This is a genomic window from Streptomyces sp. NPDC032721 (assembly GCF_055579625.1).
The window spans coordinates 356,695-379,191 of record NZ_JBVIMX010000004.1 but is presented as its reverse complement, the minus strand read 5'-3'; the positions used below and the strand labels follow the sequence as shown (position 1 = coordinate 379,191).

Annotated in this window: 19 protein-coding genes and 1 pseudogene; 5 read left to right on the top strand and 15 right to left on the bottom strand. The window is 72.8% G+C overall.

What is annotated here, in order from left to right; genetic code table 11:
• Position 1: 1 nt before the first annotated feature.
• Complete coding sequence (locus ACZ5PB_RS12045; RefSeq protein WP_468690179.1) at positions 2-778, bottom strand: isoprenyl transferase; 777 nt, start codon at positions 776-778, stop codon at positions 2-4.
• Positions 779-858: 80 nt separating this feature from the next.
• On the opposite strand from ACZ5PB_RS12045, the gene ACZ5PB_RS12040 reads away from it, so the two are divergent.
• The 4 genes from ACZ5PB_RS12040 (at position 859) to ACZ5PB_RS12025 (ending at position 3,475) form a co-directional block, all read left to right on the top strand.
• Positions 859-1,554 (top strand): hypothetical protein, encoded by a 696-nt coding sequence (locus ACZ5PB_RS12040; RefSeq protein ID WP_468690178.1) that lies wholly within the window; start codon positions 859-861, stop codon positions 1,552-1,554.
• Positions 1,551-2,144: a hypothetical protein gene (locus ACZ5PB_RS12035; RefSeq protein ID WP_468690176.1), complete on the top strand. Its 594-nt coding sequence runs from the start codon at positions 1,551-1,553 to the stop codon at positions 2,142-2,144. Before ACZ5PB_RS12040 ends, ACZ5PB_RS12035 begins: the two co-directional genes overlap by 4 nt.
• Entirely contained in the window at positions 2,141-2,815 is a 675-nt protein-coding gene (locus tag ACZ5PB_RS12030; protein ID WP_468690175.1) for a hypothetical protein, read from the top strand. The genes ACZ5PB_RS12035 and ACZ5PB_RS12030 overlap by 4 nt, the downstream gene beginning before the upstream one ends.
• 108 nt (positions 2,816-2,923) lie before the next feature.
• On the top strand, positions 2,924-3,475 hold the full coding sequence (locus tag ACZ5PB_RS12025; RefSeq protein WP_401765779.1) for an NUDIX hydrolase: 552 nt from the start codon (positions 2,924-2,926) through the stop codon (positions 3,473-3,475).
• On the opposite strand, the gene ACZ5PB_RS12020 is transcribed toward ACZ5PB_RS12025, so the two are convergent.
• The 10 genes and pseudogenes from ACZ5PB_RS12020 to ACZ5PB_RS11975 form a co-directional block, all read right to left on the bottom strand.
• Complete coding sequence (locus ACZ5PB_RS12020; protein WP_468690173.1) at positions 3,459-4,805, bottom strand: phosphohexomutase domain-containing protein; 1,347 nt, start codon at positions 4,803-4,805, stop codon at positions 3,459-3,461. The genes ACZ5PB_RS12025 and ACZ5PB_RS12020 overlap by 17 nt on opposite strands.
• A 14-nt stretch (positions 4,806-4,819) precedes the next feature.
• Positions 4,820-5,659, bottom strand: coding sequence for an inositol monophosphatase family protein (locus tag ACZ5PB_RS12015; protein WP_468690171.1), 840 nt, complete (start codon positions 5,657-5,659; stop codon positions 4,820-4,822).
• Complete coding sequence (locus ACZ5PB_RS12010) at positions 5,656-6,666, bottom strand: N-acetylglucosamine kinase (RefSeq protein ID WP_468690170.1); 1,011 nt, start codon at positions 6,664-6,666, stop codon at positions 5,656-5,658. The genes ACZ5PB_RS12015 and ACZ5PB_RS12010 overlap by 4 nt, the downstream gene beginning before the upstream one ends.
• Positions 6,663-7,799: a 3-dehydroquinate synthase family protein gene (locus ACZ5PB_RS12005; RefSeq protein ID WP_468690290.1), complete on the bottom strand. Its 1,137-nt coding sequence runs from the start codon at positions 7,797-7,799 to the stop codon at positions 6,663-6,665. Before ACZ5PB_RS12005 ends, ACZ5PB_RS12010 begins: the two co-directional genes overlap by 4 nt.
• Positions 7,796-8,812, bottom strand: a complete 1,017-nt coding sequence (locus ACZ5PB_RS12000) for a transketolase-like TK C-terminal-containing protein (RefSeq protein WP_468690288.1) — start codon at positions 8,810-8,812, stop codon at positions 7,796-7,798. The genes ACZ5PB_RS12005 and ACZ5PB_RS12000 overlap by 4 nt, the downstream gene beginning before the upstream one ends.
• A 190-nt stretch (positions 8,813-9,002) precedes the next feature.
• A pseudogene (locus tag ACZ5PB_RS11995) lies at positions 9,003-9,680 on the bottom strand (thiamine pyrophosphate-dependent enzyme); the annotation flags it as partial.
• Entirely contained in the window at positions 9,680-11,236 is a 1,557-nt protein-coding gene (locus ACZ5PB_RS11990; RefSeq protein WP_468690167.1) for an AMP-binding protein, read from the bottom strand. The pseudogene ACZ5PB_RS11995 and the gene ACZ5PB_RS11990, both read right to left, overlap by 1 nt.
• Complete coding sequence (locus ACZ5PB_RS11985; RefSeq protein ID WP_468690165.1) at positions 11,233-12,240, bottom strand: sugar phosphate nucleotidyltransferase; 1,008 nt, start codon at positions 12,238-12,240, stop codon at positions 11,233-11,235. The genes ACZ5PB_RS11990 and ACZ5PB_RS11985 overlap by 4 nt, the downstream gene beginning before the upstream one ends.
• 77 nt (positions 12,241-12,317) lie before the next feature.
• Positions 12,318-13,865: a condensation domain-containing protein gene (locus ACZ5PB_RS11980; protein WP_468690163.1), complete on the bottom strand. Its 1,548-nt coding sequence runs from the start codon at positions 13,863-13,865 to the stop codon at positions 12,318-12,320.
• Positions 13,866-14,050: 185 nt separating this feature from the next.
• Entirely contained in the window at positions 14,051-15,007 is a 957-nt protein-coding gene (locus tag ACZ5PB_RS11975) for an XRE family transcriptional regulator (protein WP_401765802.1), read from the bottom strand.
• Positions 15,008-15,759: 752 nt separating this feature from the next.
• Here ACZ5PB_RS11975 and ACZ5PB_RS11970 point away from each other — a divergent pair.
• Positions 15,760-17,169, top strand: coding sequence for a Twin-arginine translocation pathway signal (locus ACZ5PB_RS11970; RefSeq protein ID WP_468690161.1), 1,410 nt, complete (start codon positions 15,760-15,762; stop codon positions 17,167-17,169).
• 110 nt (positions 17,170-17,279) lie between these two features.
• On the opposite strand, the gene ACZ5PB_RS11965 is transcribed toward ACZ5PB_RS11970, so the two are convergent.
• The 4 genes from ACZ5PB_RS11965 to ACZ5PB_RS11950 all read right to left on the bottom strand — a co-directional run bounded on the left by ACZ5PB_RS11965 (position 17,280) and on the right by ACZ5PB_RS11950 (position 22,480).
• Positions 17,280-17,954 carry a DUF6302 family protein gene (locus tag ACZ5PB_RS11965; protein WP_468690160.1) on the bottom strand — a complete coding sequence of 225 codons (675 nt, stop codon included), beginning with the start codon at positions 17,952-17,954 and terminating at the stop codon, positions 17,280-17,282.
• The gene (locus tag ACZ5PB_RS11960; protein WP_468690158.1) at positions 17,951-18,847 is read right to left on the bottom strand and encodes an endonuclease/exonuclease/phosphatase family protein; all 897 of its coding nucleotides are present in this window, start codon (positions 18,845-18,847) and stop codon (positions 17,951-17,953) included. The genes ACZ5PB_RS11965 and ACZ5PB_RS11960 overlap by 4 nt, the downstream gene beginning before the upstream one ends.
• A 126-nt stretch (positions 18,848-18,973) precedes the next feature.
• Complete coding sequence (locus ACZ5PB_RS11955) at positions 18,974-21,118, bottom strand: tetratricopeptide repeat protein (protein WP_468690156.1); 2,145 nt, start codon at positions 21,116-21,118, stop codon at positions 18,974-18,976.
• Between the two features lie 75 nt (positions 21,119-21,193).
• Positions 21,194-22,480, bottom strand: coding sequence for an MFS transporter (locus ACZ5PB_RS11950; protein WP_468690154.1), 1,287 nt, complete (start codon positions 22,478-22,480; stop codon positions 21,194-21,196).
• Positions 22,481-22,497: the final 17 nt, after the last annotated feature.

Sequence of the window (22,497 nt, the reverse complement as noted above, 5' to 3'; positions counted from 1 at the left end):
GTCAACGGCCGTACCGGCGCTCGCGGGCCGCATACGACCGCAGGGCGCGCAGCAGGTCGATCTGCCGGAACGCGGGCCACAGCACCTCGACGAAGTGAACCTCGGCGTAGGTGGACTGCCACAGCAGGAAGCCGGACAGCCGCTGCTCACCGGAGGTGCGGATGATGAAGTCGGTGTCGCGCCCGGCCGAGGAGTACAGGTGCTCGGAGATGTGCCCGATGTCGAACTTCTCCACCAGCTCCATCGGGTCTCCGCCCGCGGCGGTGTGCTTTTCGAACGCGGCCTTGACCGCGTCCACGATCTCCCGGCGGCCGCCGTAGCCGACGGCGACGTCGACGCGCATCCCGCCCCGGCCGGTGGTCTGCGCGGCAGCGGCCTTCAGCTTCTGCGCGCTGTCCCCGGGCAGCAGGTCCAGGGCTCCGATGATCTCGATCTCCCACGGGCCTGGGACCGCGCAGATGTTCTGGACGGTCTCCTCGATGACCTCGAGCAGGGGGCCGAGCTGCTCGGCGGGCCGGTTGAGGTTGTCGTCGGAGAGCATCCACAGGGTCACGTGCTCGAGGTCGGCTTCGACGCACCAGCGCAGGAAGTCGCTGACCTTGGCTCCGCCCATGCGGTAGCCCTCACGCGGGTCGGAGTGCCCCTGTCCGCGGGCCCAGCGGCGGTTGCCGTCGAGCATGATCCCGACGTGCGCGGGCCGGGGCGCGCCCTTCAGCTTGCCGGCCAGGCGCCTGACGTACACCTTCTCCAACGCCGACCGGACGGCCTTGAGCGTCACGCCGCTCCCCTTCGCTGTTCACCCGCGCTGCCAGATCAGCGTCACCGTATCGCCATCCTCACCGGCCCGAAGCAGGTTCGATGCTGACACCCACAATTCTCGCCACCGCGCTCGACGCGATCGACTGGAACCGGCCGCGCGCCTGCGCGAAGGCCAGTGAGGAGGTCCTGGGCGCCCTGGCCGAGGACCGTGCCCTGCTGACCGAGCTGGTGTGCTCCCTCCAGGACGACCCCGCCCGGCGGCGGAGGTGCGAGACCAACCCGCTGGTCGACCGGCTCGTCCTGGCCGAGGATGCCACCGGGGCCGACCGGTGGCAGCTGCGTCTGCACGCGTTCCCCAAGGGTGAGCTGGAACTGATCCCTCACGACCACAAGTACCCCTTCGCCGTCCGCGTCCTCCACGGCGGCTACCTCCACACGTGGAACCGGCGCACCGGCCAGACCCAGGCAGGGCCGTTCACCTCCGCCGACCTCGCGGCCGGCACCGTGACCGTCGAAGGGCCGGGCAGCGGATACCTCTTCTTGCACTCCCTGGTCCACCAGACGGCCGTCCTCCCGGGCTCGGTCACCTTCTTCCTGCGCGGTCCGGCGCGCCAGAGCCGGTGGCACTCGGCAACCGACCTGCACGACCTGCACCAGGACGACCAGGGACGCCCGGTCCGTGACGACACCCGCTACCGGCGCTCCATACCCATGTCCCCCGCCCAGCTCCAGAACCGCGTCGCGGATCTGGCACGCCTCGGCGTCATCACCACAGAGAGGTTCACCCGCACGTGACCCACCTTGCCCTGCTTGCGCCTGTGACCGCGCTGCTCGACCAGAGCAGCGCTCCCTCCGACGTCCCGGACAGCCCCGACATCCTCCACGGCGGCTGGCTGCCGTACGCGGCCCGCCAGGCCCTCACCCTGATCACCGGCGCGGGCGCCGCCAACGCCGCGGGCTCGTTCACCGGGAACGGCCACGCCCACCTCCTCCTGCACCACGAGGACGACGTGGCCCTCTACCTCCGGACCCACGCCGACGGCACGCCCGCTCCCGCCGAGGCGGCCGAGAAGACCGTCACCCTCACCCTGGCCGGCACCCACTATCTGGAGTGCTTCCGCCATCGCGGCGACGCCGAGGCCGATCACCCCTGGTACCTGCGCACCTTCCAGCCCGAGAGCATCTACGCCTGCCACCCGGGGACCCTGCGTACGACGGAGACCAGTCCGGACGGCGTCCAGCTGGTCGTCGCCCGCGCCCCGCTGGCGCCGCAAGGGCCGTCTCTCGACCCGGATGCCTACCTGCAGAGGCTCACGGCCGCCCAGGACCTGATCACGCCCGCGCTGACCGGGGGCCAGGCGGCCACGGAGGTGAGCGCGCGATGACGACCGCCGCCCCGAGCTGGCTCGACGCCCTGCCGGCCATCGACGACACGGACCTGCGGGCCAGCCACCGTGTCCGCAGCGAGATCCTCGAACGCCTCGGCGCCGACCAGGGACTGCTGACCCGCCTCGTCCACGAGATCGAGCACGACCCGCACCGCCTGGCCGAGAGCGAGATCCATCCGCTGATCAACCGGCTCGTCCTCTACCAGGACGACGCCCGCGGGCTGCAGATCCGCCTGCACATGTCGCCCGGCAGCCGCGAGTTGGTGCCGCACGACCACAAGTACTCCTTCACGGTGAAGATCCTCAAGGGCGCCTACATCCACGTGTGGCGGCGCCGCACCGGCACCAGCGAAGGAGAGTTCACCGCCGCCGACATCGAACCGGGCGTCATCACGATCGAGCGCCCCGGCTCGGCGTACACCCTCGGGCACCCGATGATCCACCAGACGGTCATGCTGCCCGGGACGGTCACCCTGTTCATCCGGGGGCCGCGCGCCAAGGGCCGGTCCCATGCCGCGCTGGACATGCTGCCTGCCGCCGACGACTGGCCGGAGGCCTCGCAGGCGGGCAAACCCAAGCACGCGCGCGGGCAGCGCCCGGTCACGATGGACGAGTACCGCGCCATGCGGCAGCAGCTCGTCGACCAGGGCGTCATCACGGCGGCCTGAGCCTGGGCGCAGTCCAGGACGGGGGTGTTGCGGAGCCTGCGCAACACCCCCCGGCCTCCTTCTTCACCCACAACAGCGTCACTCTTCGAGCCGAATAGGATACGTATCGTGACTGAGCGAGATGCATTGGAATGGGACTTGGTCGGCGAACGGCCGGAGCCGGCCGGCTTCCTGAAGATCGGGTGCCGCACCTACCGCTACCCCGACGGCCGCGAGGGCGACTGGGACATCCTCAACGGCCCGCGGACCGTGGCGCTGGTGGCGCTCACGGACGACGGCCGCGGCGTGCTGGTGCGCCAGTTCCGCCCCGGCCCGGGCAAGGTCCTCAAGGAGCTGCCCGGCGGCCTGGTCGGGCCGGACGAGCGCGTCGAGGACGCCGCGGCCCGCGAGCTGCTGGAGGAGACCGGCTTCGAGGCCCAGTCGCTCACCGTCGTCATGCAGACCTACCTGGCCTCGTACGCCACCCACGTCCGCTACGCGGTCCTCGCCCAGGGCTGCCGCAAGGTCGCCGAGCCCCGGCCCGACGGCGACGAGTTCGTGGAGCCGCTCACGGTGCCGCTGGAGGAGTACGTGGCCCATGTCCTGGGCGGTCAGCTGACCGACGCGGACATGGGCCTGGCCGGGCTGGTGGCCGCCGGCCTGCTCAAGCAGACAGTTTGAACGCCGGCCCGCCGAGTGTCCGGGTGAGCAGCTCGGCCGTCTCGGCGGGGGCTTCGATGTAGAGGCGGGTGCCCGGTTCGGTGCCGGAGGCGCGCACGGCGATGTGGCCGTGCGCGCCGTCGTCGTAGTGGGCGACCTCACCGGCGATGTCGGCGCGCCAGGTGGGCAGCAGCCCGGGAAGAGCGCGCAGCACGTCGGTGAGCGGGGCAGGCGTGGTGTGGACGAGCTGGGTGTGCGGGTGGGCCTGGCGGACGTCCTGGATCGCGTCGTCCAGGTCCTCCAGGGAGGCGAAGGTACGCAGGAGGATGGTCAGGGCGGTGAGGGCGTCCCGCTCGAAGTAGCCGTCCGGGCCGGTGACGTGGACGAGCGCGCCATTGGGCTCCAGCGCCAGTGCGGGGGCGGGCTGTTCGCGCCATGCCTCCACGAGGTGCTTGAAGCCGACGCTGGTCTCGGTGACCTTCAGGCCGGGCTGCGCCCGCCTCGCAGCGCGCAGCGCCATGCGCGGGGCAACCTGGGTGGTGATCAGCCGTCGCACCGGCAGACCCGCGTACAGCAGCGCGGCGGCCTGTTCGGCGCTGGGGATGTAGCCGGAGCGATGGGTGAACAGCACGAGCCGGTCCCCGTCGCCGTCGGTCATCGCCAGCAGGGCCCGCTCGCGGTGGGCGAGTTGGTCCAGGAGGGCGCGGCCGGTGTGTTCGGCGTGGACGCGGGGGACGGGGTCGGGGCTCTGCCCGGCGAAGAACGGCAGCGGACGCCCGCGCAGGACCCGGACGCCGGTCAGGCGCCCCGCGAGGACGCCGACCGCGCCGTGGGCGGCGTCGAGGAGGACGTCACCGTCGAAGGTTCCGGCGGCCGTGCTGAGCGGGTCGCCGACGGCACCGACGTAGGGGCTGAGGACGTCGGTGCGCTGGTGGTGGCGCACCTCCAGCAGGCCCAGGTCGAGGGCGGCGCCTGCCGGGGGCTGGGGCCAGGGGATGCCGTGCCCGGAGCGGTCGCGGACCTTGATGCCGATGTATCCGGGCGGGTTGTGGCTGGCGGTGACGACGACGGCCGCGGTCAGGTCGGACCGGCGGTGCACGAGGCTTCCGAACGCGGGCGTGGGCCCGGGCGCCGAAGCGAGGTAGGTCGTCAGCCCGTGGTGGGCGAGCAGGTCGGCGGCGAGGTGTGCGACTTCGCGGGCGCCGGCCCGGGCGTCGTACCCGACAAGGATGTGCGCGCCCAGGACGCCCTGGGCGGCGCAGTGGTCGAGGGCGGCGAGGAGCTGCGGTTCGGCCCAGTCCGGGCCGGGACGGCCGCGCCAGCCGTCGGTGGTGGTGGCGAGGGAACGCATCGAAGAAGGTCCTTCTACAGGTGGGGAGCGGCCGGTTGGCGCAGCAGCGCCCACAGGTCCGCGTCGGGCGGTTGGAGCGAGGCGAGCCAGCCGTCGAGCCGGGCAGGCCGGGTCCGGGCGAGGTCGCTCCCGGCGGTGTCGTGGACGGTTCCGCCGGCCGCGGCGACGGCGAGGGCTGCGGCCGGGTAGTCCCACGGTGCGGCGCCGCTGCCGGGCCGGGGCAGGTAGACGGCGGCCGGGGCGCGGCCGAGAGCGACGAAGGTGATCTTCACGCTGGCGGTGGCGACGGGGTGCGCGGACCAGCCGGTGCCGGGCAACCGGGCTTGGACGGCGGCCGCGTGGCCGGGGCTGGTCAGGACGGTTCGGGGGCCGTGGTGAGGCAGCCGGGTCACGTCGCCGGTGACGTGGAGGAGGCCGGGCGCCGCGCTGATGCGGATGTCGTGGGCGGGAAGGTCGATGACGCCTTCGGCCGGGATGCCGTCGCGGATCAGGCAGACGGCGATCGCGTAGTCGCTGCTGCCGGCGAGGAACGGCGCGGTGCCGTCCAGCGGATCCACGAGCAGGCACTCGTCCGGCAGTTGGGGGATCTCGGCCAGGCCCTCCTCGGCGATCACCGGGATTCCCGGGAACGCGCGGGAGAGCTCGGTGGTGAGGCGGTCTTGCAGGGTGATGTCGAGGTCGGTGACGACTTCGCGGCCGCCGTGAACACTCGCCTTGCCCCGCGCGGGGGCCGGTGCCGCGCGGAAGCGGGCGACGTCCTGACGGCAGGTGTCGAGGGCCGGGCGCAGCGCGCGCCCGAGTTCCAGGTCCGCGCCTGCCCTTGGCTCGGACGGACGGGCACGCCGCGCGGTCACGGCCGGCTCCCCGGGATGGGGTCGGCGTGCACGGGCATGGCCCGGCCCAGGGCCGCGATCGCCGCCGGGTCCCGCCATAGGCCGAGCAGGTGCAGCAGGCCGGGCCCCGGGACCGCGGCCACCCGAGGAGCGACACCGACCCCGAACTGTACGCGGGCCCGGCTGAGGAACCGCTCGCGCAGGATGTCGGAGTGGAGCAGGGAACCGGACAGCACGAGGGCGGGCGGCATCGCTGCGGCCAGTCCGACGGCTCGGCAGACCGCCTCGGCTCCTTCGGTCAGCTCCCGGGCAGCGTCGTCGAGCAGCCCGCCGGCCACCGGATCGCCGGCGCGGGCCGCATCGAGCACGAACGGCGCGAACGAGGCGACGTACGGCTTGCGGGCGGCGTCGTCCCCGTGCACGGCGTGGAAGAGGGCCTCGCCGAGGGAGGTGTCCGCGCCGGGGCCCGGCGGGCACCACCGGCGGGCGGCGTCGACGAGCGCGGTGGCGGGGCCGCGGCCGTCCTGGGCCCGGACGACGGCCCGCAGGGCGCGGGCCGCCAGGTCGTGACCGCCACCTTCGTCGGACAGCAGCCACTCCAGTCCTGAGGCTCGCGCCCAGCGGTCGCCGTTGCGGGCGGCGAACCCGGTGCCCGTGCCGCAGATCACCACGCACAGGGGGCCGTCGCCGTCGAGCAGCAGCGGCACGATGTCGTTGGTGACCAGCACCGGGACGGGCGGGTGGCCGGCGGTGGCAAGCGCCCGCCGGATCAGGGCGGCGAACTCGTCGGCGCAGACGCGAGTGGAAGCGGCGCCGTGGGCGGCGACGACTCCCCGCAACGATCCGGTGCGGGGGAGCGCGCGGACCAGGCCGGCCAGGGTGTCGTGTGCCTGGTCGTGGCCCACGGAGCGGGGGTTGGTCGAGGGCCCCTCCCGCTCGGCGGCGACGGAGTCGAAGGTGGCCAGGGCGGCCCAGGTGCGGCTCCCGCCACCCTCGATCAGCAGCCAGTACGGATCGGGGTCGCTCACGGGCGGGCCGCCAGTTCGGACACGGCCTTGTCGTAGGAGGCGCGGTCGATGTCGTCGGTCACGGTGCAGTGGCCGGGTGTGCGGGGCAGGACGAGGTGGAGCGGTCCTCCGCGGACGCGGCGAACCGTGTCCATCCCCTCCCAGGTGCGCTCCCGCATCGCCTCCGGCAGGGCGGCGGGAAGCCGGTAGGCGTCGAGGAGACTGAGGATCCGGTCCCGTTCGGCCAGGGTGGTGGCGCCGGCCAGGTGCGCGTGCGCGGCCGCGGCCGCCATGCCGACGGCGACGGCTTCGCCGTGCAGGACCCGGTAGCCGGTGGCGGCCTCGTAGGGGTGCCCGATGCAGTGGCCGAGGTTCAGCAGCCGCCTCAAGTCGCCCTGCTCGAAAGGATCGTCGGCCAGGAGGCGGAGCTTGGTGGCGATGGCAGCGCGGACGATCTCGGTCAGCGCCTGGCCGGTCGGCAGCTGATCGGGGTGCTGCTCCAGGACGTGGAACAGGTCGTCCGTGTCGTCGATGAGCGCCACCTTGATGATCTCGGCCAGGCCGTTGCGGACGTGCCGCTCGGGCAGCGTGCCGGTCAGCAGCGGGTCGACGAAGACGGCCGCGGGGTGGTGGAAAGCTCCGAGGAGGTTCTTCGCGCCGTTGTCGTCGAGTCCTCCCTTGCCGCCGATCGCCGCGTCGACCTGGGCGAGGACCGTGGTGGGCAGCAGTGCGTAGGGGATGCCGCGCATGTACCCGGCGGCGGCGGTGGTGGCCAGATCGCACACCATGCCGCCGCCTACCGCCAGCAGCAGGGTGCGGCGGGAGGCACGGTGGTGGTGCAGGGCGTGGACCAGGGCGCGGAGCCCACGTGGGGACTTGCTCGCCTCGCCGGCCGGGACCGGTACCACCTGGAAGGCCCGGCCGGTGGACAGGACGGCGGCGGTGAGGGCGCCGAGGTGGTGCTCGGCGGCGCCGGTGTCGACGGCGATCACCACGTCGGGGCTGTCGAGCCGGTCCAGGACGTCGGTGAGGAGGCCGGTCAGGCGGGTGAGCAGACCGTCGTCGACGTGGACGGCGTAGTTGTCGATCCGGTGTGCCCTGACCAGGATCGGGCCCTGGTCGAGGAAGGACAGACCGAGGTGCGAGGAGGTCATGCCAGCTCCTTGAGGATGCGGTCGACGAGCGCGTCCGTGGTCAGTCCGGCCGTCTCGTACAAGGCGGTCTGCGGCCAGCCCGCGATGCCGTACGTGTCGACGCCGATGGCCAGAGCGCCGTCGCCCAGCAGGGACCCGAGGACGCTGCTGGGCGCGTTGTGGATGCTGACGGCCCGCACCCCGGGCGGCAGGAACTGGGCGCGCTGGTCGGCCGTGAGGCGGGAGAAGCGGCTGGTGCTGAAGACCTCGACCACCCGGACGGTGTGGCCGTGGGCGTGCAGCTGCTCGGCGCTCTCCAGGGCCCGCTCGCGCAGCGCGCCGGCCGTCACCAGGACGAGGTCGGGGGCGTCGGCGTCGGCGAGCGTCCAGGCGCCGGCGTTGGTCGGGCGGGTGGCGAGTTCGGTGAGGCTGTGTCGGACGGGCACGGCCTCGTGCGGCAGGCGCAGGTAGGCGGGGCGCCCGGAGGTGAGGGCTTCGGCCGCCAGGAGCTTGGCCGTGTTGATGTCGGCGGCCTCGAGCAGTTCCAGGCCGGGGATGGCGGCGAGCGCCGTCAGGCAGCCGTCGGACTGCACCATGGGGCCGAGCGGGTCGCCGAGGCCTCCGGAGGTTCCCACCAGCAGAACGGGCAGTTGGGGGAAGGCGATCGACTCGCGGATCTGGTCGAGCATCCGCCAGTAGAAGCCCTCCATGGAGAACAGCACCGGCCACAGTCCGGCGCTTGCCGCGCCGGCGGCCAGGGAGGCTGCGTCCTGCTCGGCGATGGCGCACTGCAGCACGTCCGCGCCGGGGGTGCCCCACGTCCAGGAACCGACCTGCTCCATCCGCGCGAGGAGGCCGGAGTTGCGGATGGCGTCGGGGGCCATCCACAGCAGGGGCAGCCCGGCGAGCTCCTGGGCTAGGTCCCCGCCGAGAGCCTTCTTCGCTACGACCTCGGCGCCCTCGGGGTGCCCGGCGAGCCGGCCGAGAAGCTCGGCGCGGGAGGGCCGGACCGGCGCGGTGACGGCCGGGCGGATACCGGACGAGACGCGGGCCCGGGCGGCGTGGGGGGGGGTGGCGGTCGATGACGGCCAGGGCCGCCTCGATCAGCGCGCCGGTGTCCCAGTCGGGCAGGTGCTGCTCCTCGACCTCCGCGGACAGGGTGTTGGAGCCCTCGACCTCGGCGGCCAGGCCCCGGCCCTTGATGGTGTTGAGGATGATCGCGGTCGGCCGGTCCGTCTCGGCGCGCAGCTCCTGAGCGATGGCGCCGATGTCGTGTCCGTCCAGGCTCACCGCGCGCCAGCCGAAGGCGGCGAACTTCTCGGCCCACTGCGTGCGGTCGAGCTTGATGACGCTGCCGGAGCCGTTCGCGTCGACGAGCGCCACCAGGTTCTTCAGGCCGAGGCGGGCCGCGGTCATCGCCGCCTCCCACACCTGGCCCTCGGTGCACTCGCCGTCCCCGAGCACGACGAAGGTCCGGGTGCCGAGGCCGTTGCGCCGGTCGGCGAGCGCGGTACCGACCCCGAAGGACAGGCCCTGGCCGAGCGCGCCGGTGCTCATCTCCATGCCCGGCACGCTCCCGCGGACCGGCATGCGGGGCACCGGGTGGCCGACCTGACCGAAGCCGGTCGCCTCCTGCCACGTCATCTGGGGCATCGCGCCGAGCATCCACAGCGCGGCGTACCAGCCGGCGGCGGCGTGGCCCTTGGAGTAGATGAGCCGGTCGCGGACCGGGCCCGGCACGGCGAGGGTGGTGGCGCCGGAGAAGTAGAGGGCGGTGATCGCCTCGACCGCGGAGGAGGCTCCGCCCGGGTGTTTGTTGGCGGCGAAGACGAAGGCGCGCAGACCTTGCGCGACGGTCGTCAGGTCCTGCGGGGCCGACTGGGACTGGGGTGAGGTACGCATCAGGAGGTGTCCTTGGGATGGGAGGCCGCGGGCGTGATGCCGGGCGGCGCGGATGGCGGGGCGGTGGTGAGGCGGGGGCGGTCGAGCTTGCCGCTGGCCAAGGTGCGCGGCAGCGCGTCCACGGCCAGCAGCCGGGAGGGGACGGCGGCCGCCGGGAGATGGCCGAGGAGGGCCGCGCGCAGGCCGGCGGGAATCCGGTCGTAGCCGGCGGCGAGCACCAGGTGCGCGGTCAGGCGCGGCGGCGCCCCGTCGACGCCGGGTTCGGCTGTGACGGCGGCCTGGTCGATGCCGGGCTGGGCTTCGAGGGCCGCTTCGACGCCGTGGAGGTGGAACCGGACGCCGTGGATCTTGATCTGGTCGTCGCTGCGGCCGTGGAAGTGGAGCAGTCCGTGCTCGTCGATGCTGCCGAGATCGCCGGTGCGGTAGGTGACCTCGCCGTCAGGTCCGAAGGTGAACCGGGCGGCCGTGAGGGCTTCTTCACCGAGGTAGCCGCTGGTGCCGTAACTGGTACGGATGACGATCTCGCCCACCGTGCCCGCGGGGGCGCGTACGCCTTGCGGGTCTACGATCCATGCTTCGCTGCCGGGGATCGGGCGGCCCAGCGGCTGGATGCCGGGCATCGGATGGTCGACCGGGTGCCAGCAGCGGATGAGGGTGGTCTCGGTCGGCCCGTACTGGTTGACGATCACGCCCCGGTAGTCGAGGTGGGCCCGCCACCGGCGGATGAGCGTGTCGGTGAGCGGCTCGCCGCTGAACAGCACAGCCCTCAGCCGCGGCAGACGTATCCCCTCGGGCGCGAAGTGCAGCCAGGCGCGGGCGACGGTCGGCACCGTGTGCACCAGCGTGGCGCCGGCAGCGGCGAGCCACGCCAGGACGTCGCCGGGCGACAGGGGCCCTGGCGGGGGCAGGCACAGACGGGCCCCGGACGTGAGCGGAAGGAGCACCTCTCTCAGGGACACGTCGAAGCCGACCCCGGCCAGGTGCGGGACCCGGTCGTCCGGCGTGACGCGCAGGGTGGCGGCGAGCCACGGCAGGAACGCGGCAAGGCTTCGGTGACGGCCCAAGATCGCCTTGGGCTCCCCGGTGCTGCCCGAGGTGAAGAACACGTACCCCGCCTCCGTCGGCCCCGGGGGCGGCACCGGGCCCAGGGCCGGGCGGGAAGCGCACGGTCCCCCGGAGACGGACAGCACCGGGACACCGGGGTGGGCGCGGGCGTCGACGTCCCCGGCGCGCATATCCCATCCGGCTCCGGCGCGGGCGAGCATGCCGGTACGGGCGGCCGGGGAGAGCGTGGGGTCGAGGGGGAGCAGGATGGAGCGGTTCGCCAGCACCGCCACCCACGCGGCGGCCAGGGGCAGACCCCGGTGCGCGGTGACCGCGACGACCTGCCCGGGGCCCACCCCAGCAGCCCGGAGTTCGCCGGCGACACCGGCCACGGCGTGCTCCAGCTCCCGGTAGGTCCACCGGCGCGCCCCCTGCTCCACGGCGACGGCGTCCGGCGTGCGGGCGCACCAGGCCAGGACCTGCGCGGCGACGGAGGCACTCGGGCTCGTCATCGTTCAGCCGCCAGCCGCAGCAGCACGTCGCGCGCCCGGCCCGGGTCGCCGACGATCTCCTCGGTGACCCGGCAGCCGGCGTCGACACGAGCGCCCGGCAGTACGAGGGCACCGTCGACGTGAGCTCCCGCGCCGATGCTGGCGTGCGGGCCGATCACGGCCGGGCCCGTGAGACGGGCATCCGCGGCGATCAGGGCGCCTTCACCGATCAGGGCCTCCCCACCAACGTGAGCGCTCGGGTCGATCCGAGCTCCGGCGCCGGGAGTTGACGCCACCTCCAGCGGGGACGCCCCGGCGACAGCCTCCTGGTTGCCGGTGAGGAGCTTGGCCGGGGTGCCGATGTCCCGGAGGTAGATCTCGCCCGCGTCGAACAGGCCCAGGGGCAGACCGGCCGCCGGCAGGGCGGGCAGGGTCTGGCTGGAGAAGTCGGTGAAGCCGTGCGCGGGTATCCGATCGAGGGCGTCCGGTCCGACCATCCACGCTCCGGTCGATCCCAGCAGGCGGCCGGTGCTGCCCGGTTTGAACCGGTAGGCGGTGGCTGTGCCCGGCTGGGCGGGATCGGGCACGAGCACGTCTCCGGCCCACTGGGCCCCGTCCCGCGCGACGGCGGCCACGGTCACCGCTGCGCCTACCGCGTGGTGGTGCCCGATGAGGCGGGCGAGGTCGACCGAGGAGACGATGTCGGCGGGCACCACGAGCACCGGTCCGCCGTCGAAGAAGGCGGCCTGCTGGCGCAGGCATCCTCCGGTTCCCGCAGCGGCCGCCTCGGGCAGCCACCGCACCGGCGTTCCAGCCGTGGTGCTGGTGCCGATGATCCGCCGGTAGAGCGTCATGTCGGCCACGGGGACGATCACCCCGGTCTCTTCGACGCCGGCGCGGTCCAGGTGGTCAAGTACCCACGAGAGGACCGGCCGGTTCGCCACCGGGGCCAGTGGCTTGGGCAGCGTGGGCGTGAGCGGCCGTAGGCGGCTGCCCTGTCCGCCGGCCAGTACGAGAGCTTTCATCGGTGCGTCCTTCCCCCAGCGCCCGCGCGCGACGGTGCGCTCCAGGACAGGCGGCCCGCGTTCAGCGGACCGGTGGACTAGTGGGTCGTGAGAGCGATGTGCTGATCCGGGTCCGCCGCGAACGCGCGCTGCGCCTGGTCGAACTCGCCGAGCAGCTCGGCCACCACATCCCGGCCGAGTACGTCGGTGCGGTAGGTCACCGCTCCGGCCAAGGCGCCGCCGACCCGGGTGAGGCCGACACTCAGGTGACGCCGTGCACTGGCGTCGCCGGTCACGGGCACGGCGCGCAGCCGCTTTCCGCCCAGGGACGGCAACTGAGCGAGCCCGGGGACGGTGTTGAGCGAGAACTTCACGTTCGCCATGTCCGGTCGGCCCAGGTCGAAGAGGGTTTTCTCCAGGTGGAGCTCGCGATGCTCGTCGGCCGCACGCCAGGACTGCTTGACCTGGTCGACCAGGTCCGCCACCGTCCCGGCCGACAGACGGGTACGGGTGAAGCGGCCGTTGACGAAGAAGCCGGCGACGTCTTGCGTGCCGGCCGCGGTCCGGCTGGCGGTGGCGCTGGCGACCAGGACGTCGTCGATGCCGGTCCAGCGGCCGACGGCGAGCTTGAACAGGGTGAGGAGTACCTCGAACAGCGAGGCCCCGGCCGCCCGGGCCCGGTTTTCGAGTGCGGCAACCCGTGCGTCGGGAATGTGGACTGGCAGCCGCGCGGCGGGGCCTGCGGGCCCGGCGCCGCCCCGGTCTCCCGGCAGGCGCATCCCGTCGGCGGGGAAGCCGTCAGCCGTCCCACGCCAGAAATCCAGGTGCCGGGCGTAGACCTTTCCGATGAGGTGGGTGCGCTGCCAGCGGGCGTAGTCGGAGTACGCAAGCTCCGGTGCTCCCTCGGCGTCCGGCGAGGTGTACAGGGCGGACAGATCCTGAAGCAGTAGGCCCCAGGACCAGGGGTCCATCACCATCTGATGGGCCGCGAGTACGAGTCGAGAACCATCCGCGCCCCGCACCAGCCCGGCGCGGACCAGGGCGTCACCGAGGGCGATCGTGGCGGATGCCCAGCGGTCCGTCTCCTGCGCGACCTCGCCCTGGCGGGTGGCGACGATCGTCTCCAGGGACGGTGGCGCGGTGGAGACGTCCTGGACGCGCTCGGCGCCGTGGTGGGCGAGACGGGTGGCGAGTACGGGATGGCGGTCCGGCAGCCGCTCCCACGCAGCCTGAAGACGGCCGGCGTCCACCGAAGGGTCCAGCGCGACCGCGTAGGCCACCTGGTACCGATGACTCCCCCCGATGTGACCGATGACGTCCAAGAGCCCCTCCTGCTGGAAAGACAGGGGATGGTGCCCCTGCCTCGGCTGCGGCACCGGTGCGCTGATGCCCGCCGCCTCGGCCTGCAGAAGGGACCGAACCGCGTCCACCAGCCGCGGGTGGCGGTAGAGCCACCCCGCCGGAACGGTCCGGCCGGTCGCCCGGGTGACGGCGCTGGCCACGGCGAGCGCGGTAAGCGAATCACCCCCGGCCTCGAAGAAGTCCTCGTCCGTCTCCACGGTGCGACCAAGGGCCGTCTCCCAGATGGGACGCAGCACGCCGGCGAGGCGGTGCTCGTCCAGCGGTGGCGTCACAGGCGGGGCCATAGCCGCTCCTCCCCTTCGTCACGGAAGACCGCGTGGCTGTACGGGAGTCAGGTGCCCGTACAGCCACGCAGGGCCGGGTTCGTCCGGCGATGCGAGTTGACCGCACATCCCCGTAGCGCCACCAGGGGCGTCGGCGTTGCGGTACAGGCGCAACACCGACGCCCGGCGCGCAGCAGCAACGTGGCCTACTCCTTCGCCAAGCCGTTCAGAAGTTGCTGCAGCTCAAGAAGGCCCTCGACGGTCGGGTACCGCAGCGCAAGCCGGTAGTGAACGTGCTCGGCCCGAATCCGGACCGACTGGACGATCCGACCTTCGGCCAGCGCTGCTGTGGCGGCCCCGATGGCCGCCTGCGGGTCCCCGAGGGACGTATGGGCAAGGGCGAGGTCAAGACGCGCGATCGCCAGCCGCGTCGGTGCCTGATACGGAAGGGGCATGTCTTCGTACCGCTCGATCGCCTCAAGGGCCGACTCCAGCGCCCCTTCGTGCCGGCCCAGCCACACCAGGGAGGACGCACCGTAGGAGGTAACCACAGCCGCGTCCACGCCGAAGAGCCCCGCGCGGTGCGGCTGCAGCCGGTCGCTCTCACGCTTCACGCGACGCATGACCTCCTCGAACTGCCCGGCCTGGCCGAGTTTGGCGTACACACGGGCCAGCTGAGCCCGCAGCCGGAGGGCCACCCTGCTCCCCGGCGGCGCGACGGCCAGCCCCCGGGTCGCCGCGGCAAGCGCATCCACTTCGCGGCCGGAGTAGAGAGCGTCGGTGCAGCGAACGTCCTCGGCCCACGCACCGATCTCCAGGTCGCCGGACTGAAGTCCCTGCTCCCACGCGTCGTCGCAGTACGCGTCGACGAAACCGCGGTCGCCCAGATCGTGCGCGAGCCACGCGAGGATGACCGAGAGCATCCCGGCGTGATGGGACAGCTCCCGTCCTTCGCGCAGGGTGTGACGTCTCTGCGTCAGGAGCGATGCGGCGCGGTCCCGGTGCCGAGTGACCTTCTTCCACAACTCCATCGGCGGGTGGGCTGAGTAGGTCGCGGAGAACTGGGCCACGGACAGCTCCAGGTCCTCGATGTCCCCAGCCCGCAACTCGCTGATCCGGGAAGAGAGGGTGTAGGACCGTACGGCCTCGAGACTGGTCCCCATGCCCAGGAGGCCGTGGGGCGAGGCCACTGCTGGAGCGGGAGCGTCTTCGGGCAAGGCCGACCGAAGCCCCAGGTCCGCCGGCGTCAGAGGCCGGTCGAGCCGGAGGTATCCGGTGAACAACTCCGCCAAGAGTTCCGGCACCGGATCCTTGGGCTGCTCACCGTCTGAAACCCAGTGCGCTACTCGCGCACGCCCTGTCGCGATCTGGTGGTGGCCTCGCCGACGGGCGAGATCCGTGAGGTCCTTGGCGATCTTCCCGTACGAGCGACCAGAGGCCTCGATGGCGCTCTGCAGCTGAGGGTTCAGCTTCTTCTCCCGAACCCGGCGCCTAGGCCCCCTTGAGACTCCTCCCGACGGGACGGCAGGTTCGCCTCCACGGCTGCCGGTCGGCGCCAAGGACGTCGATTCGCGGGCAGTGCCACCAGCCATGATCTTCTCCGGTGAGTACGAGAGGAGCTGCGTCCGCAGATCCGAGCAACGGTCGTGGTGTCGAGAAGGGCGAGCGCGAATGCGCGGGGCGACCGCAGAGCGGCCCTGGACACCCCGGCACTGGGTTGAGGTGGCGGCAGGCCAGGGCGCTGGGCCGGAGGTTCAGAGCGCGGCGGTGACTGTCTTCCACCATGCGCTGTTGCCTGACTGGCCGTCATTGCCGATGGTGTGTAGGAACATTGACGCATCTGCGCAATGCCCGTCTGAGGACCTTTCCGGCTTGGACGGCTCAGCGGTACGGCGGAGTGACGGAGGGCCGGACAGTGGGCGGAGTCACCCGAAGTCGTCGCGCGGAGATTCAGCGGGAGGCATCTCGGATCCGCGCTCAATGCCAGCGCGAGGGACACGGCCAGGAGCGGATCGTCACCACCCTCCGCACGGCCCTGCCGGAACTCACGGCCCTGGAGGCGTGGCGCCTCGCGCTGGGGTGGTCGCGGCCCCAGGCGATCCGCGAGGTCGCCGCCGTTTACCGGGCGGACGGCCTGCTCCCGCCGAGACTGACGCCCGCCATGCTGTGCCGGTACGAGCACGGCCAGGAGGAGCCCGGAGACGAATACCGCCTGATGATCTCCCGCGCGTACGGGGCCCGTCCCGATCAGCTCGCCCTGGAGACACGCTGCCTGTGGTGCAGCACCTGCACGTCCCCGCTGCCACTCCACTACGGTCAGTTCCAGCGTGAGGAGACGAACTCCAGTCGAAAGGGAGCTATGACCACTGCCAGTGGGCTGCCTGCCATCCGCGAATCCGTGCAGTGGGCCGTCCAGGAGGCACCGGACGGCTCGCCCGCCCTGGTTGCCCTGGCCGAGGCTGCCGTGGAGCACTACGCCCTCAACTACAGCAAACACCCGCCGGCGATCTTGCTGGAGGAGGTCCGCGAGACCCGCAATCTGCTCTCCACCGCGGTGGCGGGAGCGGACCGCGAGACCGCACGGGGTCTTCGGCGACAGGTCGGCTGGCTGTCGGCGCTTCTCGGCAACCTGGCCTACCACCTGGACGACCGGGCCGGGTCCCGAACACATCTCACGCTCGCCGGCGCGCTCGGCGAGTCCACCCGCGAGCCAGCGCTCACCGCCTGGGCCAGCGGCGCGCTGGCCATGGTCGCGACCGCGCGCCAGGACTGGGAGCACGCCCGGGGACACGCCGAGTACGGACTCCAGCACGCGCCCGGAGGGCTGCGGCGCGCCCAGCTCCTGGGATGGGCTCTGCTTCCAGCCCTTGCCGCCACAGGCCGGACTGCGGAAGCAGACGATGTCGTCGACGAGAGCGACGAGATCATGCGCACGGGCGTCGAACTGCCCGGTCGTTTCGGATACGACCGCGCGGAGCACCGACTCCACGTGGCCGAGGCTCACCTGACCCTTGAACGTTACGACCGGGCCGCCGCTGTCGCCCTGGAATCTATCGGCGCCGCGCCCGCCGAGACGCCGGGGTGGGTGGCTGCCACCCTCGTCCTGGCGCTCGCGGAGGCCCGCGACGCCCCGGATCAGGCAGCCAACCGAGCGCTGGGCGTACTCGACCTGATCCCTCCACCACGGCTCAGGGCAACCGCCCGCGACCGTCTGACACGGCTGGGACGACTGCTCGATACCTCGGCGGTCAGCTCGGCCATCGAGCTGGCGGAACGCTTGCGCACCCTCCCGGCTCCGATCCGTGCGGACGGAACAGCGGCGTAGCCGCTCACCACCGGATTTCCCGGCGGAGAACGCGGCTTGCGTGGGCCCGGCGACCGCGGCCGCGGCGGCGAGAGGGGCGGAGGGCGGGGCTGGGACGGATGGGTTCGTAGTCATCGCTTGCCCTGTGAGTCGTGATACACGACGAGAGATGAGGAGATCCCGCTGAGCAGCGGCCAGGTGCCGCGGGCCGCTGACACCAGCAGGCTGATCACAGCGCACATCAAGATCACGGCCAGACAGCCGCCCATGTCGCGGAGTGTCGACAGCAGCGGATCTTGCTGCCAGGTCCGCTCGCCGGCCTGGGCCGGCTCGCTCGTCGCTGGTCCCGGCTGCTGGTCATTGATGGAGACGCGGCGGAGGAAGGCGTCAATGGCGGACGCCGCGTACCCGAAGTACCTGCCGCGCTCGGCATCATCCCTCGGCCCGCCCGGTCCCCAGTTGACGGTGTGGCAGGTGTCGGGGTGGACCGACAGACCGAGTCGGACGTGCGGGAATCCGGGCCGGCCCCGCAGGGCCGCCCAGACGCGCACGGCGTCGGCCACGGTGCCCACCGGCAGGTAGCCGCCGTGGCGGCTACCGCCGACGGGCACCGCAAGGAGTACGGCGCCGTCCACCTTCACACCAACCGCGCAGTCGAGAAGGTCCGGGTCGGCAAGGCGCTCCCGGTACCAGGCGAGGTCCTCAGCGCACTCCTCGGGCGAGGGGTGGCACAGCGGCGCGGCGATGTGCGCGAGTGGGAATCGGGACTTACCGAGTGCGGGCCATGCCTCGTGGTCATCGCTCACGCCGCCCGGGTGATCGGGTGGTTGAGGATGTCGGTGAGGGTGTCCCGGTCCAGGCGGACCACGACCGTGTGGTGGTCGGACAAGCCGGTCATGTCGACGACCTCGACCTCGCGGACGGCGGGCAGGAGCTCCGGGCTGGCGTAGATCCGGTCGATGCGCGCGTCCGGCCCGTGGGTGTCGCAGGCATCGACCGTCGGCGCGACCGCAGCGGTGACGCCCATGGTGGTGGCGAGGTGACGGGCGACGTCGTGGAGGCCGGCGGTGCGCAGGGTGTCGTCCGGCCGGTCGTCCATCCGGCGCACACCGTCCGGCCCGATGTAGGAGCGGTGCGCCCGGTGGGGCTCGTCTCGGATCTCCTCCAGGACAGGCAGCCCCGGATCCCCGGGGGCCCCGGGCACCGGGTAGCTGTTGTTGTCGCCGCCGAGGAGCGCCGGGTAGTGGACGCGTCGGCCGTCGGCTTTCACCCACCTGTCGTTCCACTGGGTCAGCCGCTCGGCTTCCGCCAGACGGGTGGTGTTGGAGCCGTAGTTGAGGTGGTAGGAGCCCACGATCAGCGGGATCGCGCCGGGGGCCGTACCGGCGAGCTGCAGGCTGCGCACGGTCGGCGGGAGCACCCACATCGGGCCCGTCTTCGGGAACTCGCCGACCGGGGTGAAGAGGTCCGGGTCGTGGTAGAGGGCGGTGCAGCACTCCGGGCCGATCAGTCCGGCCATGCCGAGCACAGCTTCGGCCGCGTCCGCGAGCTCGTTGCCGTTGTCCTTCGCGTTCCACACCTCCTGCCGAAGGAGCAGATGCAGGTCGAGCGACGCGAGCCGGTCGTGCATCCGCTGCCACAGTGCGCGGTCGCCGCCGCCGTTGTTCTCGAAGTTGCAGATCGCCGCGTTGATGAGCACGGATTCACTCCAGAGGTAGAGGTGTGAGCGGGTGGGGGGAGGATTCGACGGAGGACGCCGAGGTCGAACCGCGCGATCAGGAGGGGAGGTGTACGGAGGCCGACAGCCATCCGTGAGGAGGGCGAGTCAGGACAGGCGCGCGCGGACGCGGGTGGCGTCCGTCGCGCTTAGCGGCTCGTACGCGGCAAGTGCGCGGGTGAAGAGCTCGTGGGCCTCTTCCGTCTCGCCCGCCGCCGCGACGCTCTCGCCCAAGAACTCCAGGCTTCGGGCCAGCCACTGACGCGAGCCTGTCCGCTCGAATTCGCGCGTCGCCGTCGATCCTGCCTGCCGGGCGTCGTCGTGGCGGCCGGCTCCCGAGTACGCCCGACCGAGCCAGGCCAGAGCCCGGGCTGCGTCGTGCGGGTCGTCGACCTCGACGAGGGCGGTCCGGGCGGCGGCCAGGGTGTCGATGGCCGTCGCGGCGTCACCGCGGTTCAGGTGCACCTGGCCGAGGAGGATGTCGGTGAGGGCGACGCCGCGGCGGTCCTCACCGTGCTCGCGCAGGGCGCGGGCCTGCTCCAGGTGTTCCACCGCCTCCTCAGGGCGGCCGGCCTCGTAGGCGGTCGCGCCGAGTTCGTGCAGGGCTTGTGCCTCGCCCCGGGTATCGCCGTGGGAGCGTGCCCCGGCGAGGACGCCGGTGAAGCAGTCGATCGCCTCGTGGTGCCGGCGTGCGCCGCGCAGACCGATGCCGAGGGTGTTGCGCATCTCCTGCTCGGCGAGCGCGCTGTTGTAGAGCTGCGCGGCTTCCAGGCCGAGGCGGTGTGCCTCGATCCAGAGGCCGTACACCCTGGCGGCGCGCCACCAGGGCCACATGGCGTGGACGATCTGCCACACCGCCCCGTACCGGCCGGCGGCGTACGCCGAGCGAATGGTGGCCATGAGGTCGGCGGACTGGGCGTCGAGCCAGGCCAGGGCTGCCCGCCGGTCGGTGAACTCCGCGGGATGCTGGGGAGCGTAGACATAGGTCCGGTCGAGGCCCCGGTGGCTGGGGGTCAGCAGCCGCTCGGCTGCGGTCGCGGTGGCGAGGTACCAGTCGGCGGCGCGGACTCGAGCCTCGGTGTCGGCGCCGTCGGTCTCCTCCCGCGCGGCGTGCTCGCGGGCGTGGACCAGGGCGGGGCCCGAGTACCTGAAGACGGGTCCGCGGACGGGGTGGTCGGTGTCCCGGACGAGCAGACCCGAGGCGGCGAGGTCGGCGAGGTCGGCGCCGGCTTCGGCGGGGGTCCGCTCGGTGATGGCGGCGGCGAGGTGGCTGTCGATCGTGTCGCCGGGCAGGAGCGCGGCCTTGCGGTAGAGGCGGGCGGCGGTGCGGTCGAGGTCGGAGTACGCGGTGTCGAGCGCGGCGGACACGAGGGCTCCAGGGCTGGTGGCGGCGGTTCGGGCCCGGCTGGCGCCGAGGGCGCCGACGACGGCGGACAGGGGGCGGTTGGGGTTGCGGTTGAGCTGGGTGACGCTCAGGGCGAGGCCTGCGGGCAGGCCGGCGGTGAGGGCGATGAGCCTGGTGACCGCCTGGGGTTCCTGGTGGAGCCGGTCGGGGCCCAGGCAGCGGGACAGGTAGGCGCGGGCGGCGCCGGGGTCGAACGGGCCGAGGGCGAGGAGGGCGGCGCCCTCGGCGGAGAGTTCCGGGAGCGGACGGTTGCTCGTGGCCACTACGAGGTGGCCCGCACCGCCGGGCGTCAGGGTGCGGATCTGGTCGGCGTGGGTGACGCCGTCCAACAGCAGGCAGACCGGTGACCGGGTGGCGGTCGCAGACCTCCACCAGCTGGCGAGCTCCTCGCCGCCGGCGGGCAGCGGACCGGGCTGAACGGCACGCAAGAGGCGGCCAAGGACATCGCTCACGCGGGCCGGCCCTCCCGCGCCCCCGAGGTCGGCATGGAGCTGACCGCCGGGGTAGCGGCTGGCCAGGCTGTGGACCAGCCGCTCTGCGAAGGACGTCTTGCCGACACCGATGGGCCCGTGGATCACGACGACCGGTACGACGTAGTCGGGCTGCGCCGCGATCCACTTGGTGATCCCGGTCAGCTCCCGCTCGCGATCGGTCCACGAGGCGGCAACCGGCCGCACCTGGCGGGGGACGGGCGGGACATGCTGGGGCTGGTGGAGATGGACCGAGCCGATCGTGCCGGCCTGAATGGCCGTGTGCAGGCCGGAGTCCGCGATCGTGTTGGTCACCGCCACTGGCGGGCGCGGGGCCCCGGGGGTCGGCTCGGTCATCACCGAGAAGCCTTTCGTCATGTCCGGTAGGTGGTCAGATCTCGGTCTCGCCGCGCACGGGCGGCCGCGGCCTGGCGCCGCGAGCGGTGTGGGAGGTCAGGCGGTCCTCGCGTTCACGGGCGTGGGCATGACGGTCAAGCGGCCTACAGGGGAGCGCCACAGCACCCAGGACGACAGGACCAGCAGGACGAGGCCGATCAGCATGGTGGTCGGCACGCTGGTGAGAGAGGCCAGGGGACCGGCGGCGAGGGCGGCGAGAGTCTCACTGCCGACGATGACCCAGAAGGAGGTCTGCAAGGTCCGAGCCCCGAGACGGGGCGGGCTGACGGACTGCTGCACGGAGCGCTGAGTGGTGCCCACGGCGCACGCAGCGGCGTGCTGCGCGCACCCGGCGGCGGCGAGGGCCACCAGCCACACGAGTCCAGGTCCGGCGATGAGCGGTGCCGCGTGAGTGAGGGCGTAGACCGTCAATCCGATGCTGAGCACGGCGCCCGGGCCGTGGTGGCGGACGAGGCGGGGCGCGAGCAGTGCTCCGGTAAGGCCCCCGAGGCTGCTCGCGGCCATGATCATGCCGAGGCCGGTGGCGCCGACGTGCGCCGTGGTGAGCAGGTAGTACGCCAGGTACGTGCTGGTCAGACCGGTGCCGAAGCCGGTACCGGCCAAGGCCAGGAGCAGGGGGCTCAGCAGGGGGTGGCGGGCGCTGTGGAGGAGGCCGTCGCGGATCTCGCCGACCATCGGCGGCCTCTTGCCCCGCGCGGTGGGGACGGGCAGGACGCGGATGCGGGTCGCGCACCACGCGGACACGAGGAAGGACGCCGCGTTCGCGAGGATCGCCCGGGCGGGCCCGACTGCCGCGACGAGCAGTGTCCCCAGCGCTGCCCCGGCGGTTCCGGAGACGGTGATCGCCGCGGTGAGCCGTGCATGGGCCCGGTGCAGGAGCCCGGGTCCGGCGAGGTGGGGCAGCGCCGCCATGGTGGCGGCGCTGTGGAGGACGGAGAGGGCGCCCAGGGTGAGGGCTACGGCATAGAGGGCGGGCATCGTGAGCTGGCCGAGAACGGCAGCGGCGGGTATCGCCAGGACGACGGTGGCCGCGGCGAGGTCGGTGACGAGCAGCACGGTGCGTATCGGGTACCGGTCCAGAACGACGCCCGCCGGCAGCGCGACGACCAGTGCCGGGAGCTTCGCGGTGAAGGCCAGGAGTGCGATCTGGCTGGGGGTGGCCTGGAGTTGGAGGACGGCGAGGGCGGGCAGCGCCAACTGGTGGACGGCGGTCCCCGCGTAGCTGGTGCCCTCACCGACCAGGAGCGCGGCTAAGGCATGCCGGGCGGTCGGGCTGCCGGTCGGTGCCGCCGGGTTGGTGGTGGTGTCGGAGGCCGTGGTCACCGTGCGCCTCCGAGGGG

Bases quoted from the DNA above. Each gene is read 5' to 3' on its own strand.
- ACZ5PB_RS12040 (WP_468690178.1), top strand. From the start codon at position 859: ATGCTGACACCCACAATTCTCGCCACCGCGCTCGACGCGATCGACTGG.
- ACZ5PB_RS11980 (WP_468690163.1), bottom strand. From the start codon at position 13,865: ATGGCCCCGCCTGTGACGCCACCGCTGGACGAGCACCGCCTCGCCGGC.
- ACZ5PB_RS12020 (WP_468690173.1), bottom strand. From the start codon at position 4,805: ATGCGTTCCCTCGCCACCACCACCGACGGCTGGCGCGGCCGTCCCGGC.
- ACZ5PB_RS11985 (WP_468690165.1), bottom strand. From the start codon at position 12,240: ATGAAAGCTCTCGTACTGGCCGGCGGACAGGGCAGCCGCCTACGGCCG.
- ACZ5PB_RS11975 (WP_401765802.1), bottom strand. From the start codon at position 15,007: ATGGGGACCAGTCTCGAGGCCGTACGGTCCTACACCCTCTCTTCCCGG.
- ACZ5PB_RS11990 (WP_468690167.1), bottom strand. From the start codon at position 11,236: ATGACGAGCCCGAGTGCCTCCGTCGCCGCGCAGGTCCTGGCCTGGTGC.
- ACZ5PB_RS11955 (WP_468690156.1), bottom strand. From the start codon at position 21,118: ATGACGAAAGGCTTCTCGGTGATGACCGAGCCGACCCCCGGGGCCCCG.
- ACZ5PB_RS12030 (WP_468690175.1), top strand. From the start codon at position 2,141: ATGACGACCGCCGCCCCGAGCTGGCTCGACGCCCTGCCGGCCATCGAC.
- ACZ5PB_RS12005 (WP_468690290.1), bottom strand. From the start codon at position 7,799: ATGACCTCCTCGCACCTCGGTCTGTCCTTCCTCGACCAGGGCCCGATC.